This window comes from Vibrio sp. YQ_11 (genome assembly GCF_043103065.1).
Taxonomy (GTDB): domain Bacteria; phylum Pseudomonadota; class Gammaproteobacteria; order Enterobacterales; family Vibrionaceae; genus Vibrio; species Vibrio parahaemolyticus.
The window spans coordinates 1-3,079 of sequence record NZ_JBICJM010000001.1; the positions used below are offsets into that span (position 1 = coordinate 1).

Below are 3,079 nucleotides of genomic sequence, written 5' to 3' on the forward strand. Positions count from 1 at the left end.
AAAGACTTGATAAAGGGCTTAGGACTCCGCCTGCACCTCTCTCAATCACGTGGGTATATATTTGGGTGGTCTTTACATCGGTGTGACCAAGCTGCTCTTGTACTGTTCTAATATCGGCACCAGATTCCAATAAATGCGTTGCAAAGCTATGTCTTAACGTGTGACAGGTGACCGTTTTTTCTATGTTTGCATCGAGCGCGGAGCGCTTTACCGCTCTTTGAATTGCGCTTTCATTTATATGATGTCTTCGCAGTTGTCCTGTCTCTTTGTCGACACTTAACTTGTTAGACGGAAACAAAAAGTGCCAATTGAAATCTAATTCTGCATTCGGATATTTACGGCGCAAACCTTCAGAGATGTAAACACCTGCGTATCCGGGTACATGCCGGTCCTTGAAGTAGTAGTTTCTTGCTAAGTTCATCTGCGATTTTAGCGGCTCATGGAGCTCTTTCGCCAATGTGACCGTACGGTTTTTTCCACCTTTCCCTTGCCAGACTCTCACTGCACCATAGTCATAATCTATGTCTTGGATTCTTAGTCTAAGGCACTCCATAATTCGAAGCCCAGAGCCGTATAGGAGCTGGATGTGAAGCTTATATCTCGGATCGATATGTTGCACAAACCTGCGGACTTCATCGCGAGTCAAAACAACAGGGAGCTTCTTTTCCGTCAGTGATTTTTGGAACCTCATATCCAGTGAAAGCGGGGTTTTAAAAAAGTCTCGATATAAAAACGAAATAGCATTCAGCGCCAATGCTTGAGTTTTGACTGCAACTTTTTCATCGATAGCGAGGTGGCTGAGAAATCGAATAACGTCGTCTTCAGATAACTTCGTTGGATGAGCAAACTGGTGGAATACAATAAAGCGCTTTATCCAGAATAGGTAACTCTCGATAGTTTTGTTGGCATAATGGCGAGTAAGCATATGCTCTTTTACACTTAGCAGAAATTGACTTTTCATAATATCATAATGCTGTTTATTTATACAGGTGTTGTAATTTATCAATACTGGCCTAGTTATCATGCTTTTTGCCGTCTAATTGCGTGTTCAAACACACATATTCATACTACTTTTCTATTTGTTTCATGAAGGTAAGTGCTAGGATTTGTTTTTCTTTTGTCAGGAAAGAATGCGGTAGCGTGCGAGAAAAGCCGCTATTTGCAGTATAGAAAGCGTTAGCCCTCAGGAGTAAATAGTGATATTTCGAATAGTAAATGTATTAGTATTATTTGGATGTGTGTATTGGTTTGCTACTGACGCTAGCCCTGAGCCTGTAATCGCATTTCTTGCTAGCATCGGCACATATTTCCGAGATGCTGTTCATGGAGTAATTGGCTCTCGCTTTATTTCTTTATCATCTCGTAATCCTTTGATTCGAACTTTTACAAATCAGAAATACTCTTTCATCTCTGATACTTACATCTCACCAGCAATCATTGAAGATTTAAACGGCTGGTTATCAGATACAGGAGATCAGGTTGTAGCAGTTAACATCGCGGATTCAAATGGGAGTAATCGCTATTTTGGTGATATCACCGTTGAGAGTGTTGCTGATGGTTATCCTATTGTGCGATTTCAAGATAATGAAAAAACGATTGTGTACCAGTATGTTGGTTGCTCATTTAGTGGGGTTCATATTTTAAGGTTAACCTCAAATTATGGTGGCTCTGGGTCATTTAACTACCTTATGCTTCTTACTTTAACCACGGACTCTAGTGTTAATTTTGAAAGGGAAACGAAAGCCACCTCAAAAGATCGATTGGTAGTTAAAAAAGTTGGCTCAATCTCTTTAGGCGACCGATATAATGGTCATATTTCATATAAATGGGGTTTTCTTCATATATCTCCATCTGACAGTATGCAGTGCTTAAAAGATAAAAAAGAAAAGGTGTTTGTCTTGTAGTTGAGGGCTAACAAGCAATTTAAGAGGGATTCACAACGCTTGGCACTTTTGCTTCTACTTCAAATTTAGTGTTTATGGCACAATGCGTTAGGTTGGGTGGAGGCGTTGTTCACCCCTTAATTGGGCGTTAGCACTCTTAGGAGAACAAATGAAATCAGGCGAAAAATGTCCAATATGTTCATCTTTCAGGGAATTGCCACATCATTTATATGAGTTGTCAGAATTTTGTCGATTTTTAAACAACCACAATGAGTATAAAAGGCGTGGTGAAAGTCGAATAGTAGAAACCAAGGTTATCAGTGATTGGTTGAAGTTAGCCGCAGAACTTGAAGTGGTGGAAATAAACTCATGGAGGTTTGGTGATGATACGGCTGCTATATATTGCCGACCTATAGCGGACGAGTATGAATCAAATTCTAAGCATTTTACAGCATATTCTACAGCTTTGACCCGGTTCATTTTTGTATCGAATGCACTAGAAGAAGCTTATCGTTTTGTTGATAGTCATTACTTAATGTTTCCTTCGGTTGTCAAACTAGACGAACGAAAAAAACTTAGGGATGCGAGTTTGAGAGCTGCGTTTTTAGTAGATCAACTCAAAGAAACAGCGTTACCATTAAATTTTAAGCATGCGATTTCGAACCTCAGGGTTACATTCGAATACTATCATTCCATATTTCAAACATCCCTATCTGGTATGAAGGGTGTCGAAACTACTGACAATAGCTATGGTTTACACTTGGTTCGTAATCTGCGAAATCACGTGGCTCATGGAGTTTTCCCTATTTTAGATAATCCAGAATACTGGGGTAGTAGTGAAATAAGTCGAACTAAGCTCATTGCTTTACTATTCCATGCTTGCCGAGTTGCTGCATTGTACATACAAGCGCTATTACATAAGTATAACGATGGGTTTCAGCTTGATGATTATGATCATATCGCTTCAATGGATTGGGATGATTGCTATGAAGAACATTTTATTAAAAACTGTACAGTTGATTTGTCTTTGAGTCTCCATTCTAAATGCGACTTTAGTTTTGAGAACCCATATGGCTACAAGTGCTAACAATCTGTTTAAGAGTGATTCGCAACGCATGGCATTTTTACTATGCATTGGTTTTTTGTGTTTAAGGTGGTATGCGTGAGCTTCGGTATTGCGTTGCTCACACCTTAAC

General features: G+C 39.5%; 3 protein-coding genes. 2 read left to right on the plus strand and 1 reads right to left on the minus strand.

The window, feature by feature from the left end:
- Window positions 1-961 (minus strand): integron integrase (locus ACF8EG_RS00005; RefSeq protein WP_069507233.1); only part of this gene is annotated, 961 nt, incomplete at its 3' end.
- A gap of 235 nt (window positions 962-1,196) precedes the next feature.
- On the opposite strand from ACF8EG_RS00005, the gene ACF8EG_RS00010 reads away from it, so the two are divergent.
- Window positions 1,197-1,904, plus strand: a complete 708-nt coding sequence (locus tag ACF8EG_RS00010) for a hypothetical protein (protein WP_206926151.1) — start codon at window positions 1,197-1,199, stop codon at window positions 1,902-1,904.
- Window positions 1,905-2,052: 148 nt separating this feature from the next.
- On the plus strand, window positions 2,053-2,970 hold the full coding sequence (locus ACF8EG_RS00015; protein ID WP_206926150.1) for a hypothetical protein: 918 nt from the start codon (window positions 2,053-2,055) through the stop codon (window positions 2,968-2,970).
- Window positions 2,971-3,079: the final 109 nt, after the last annotated feature.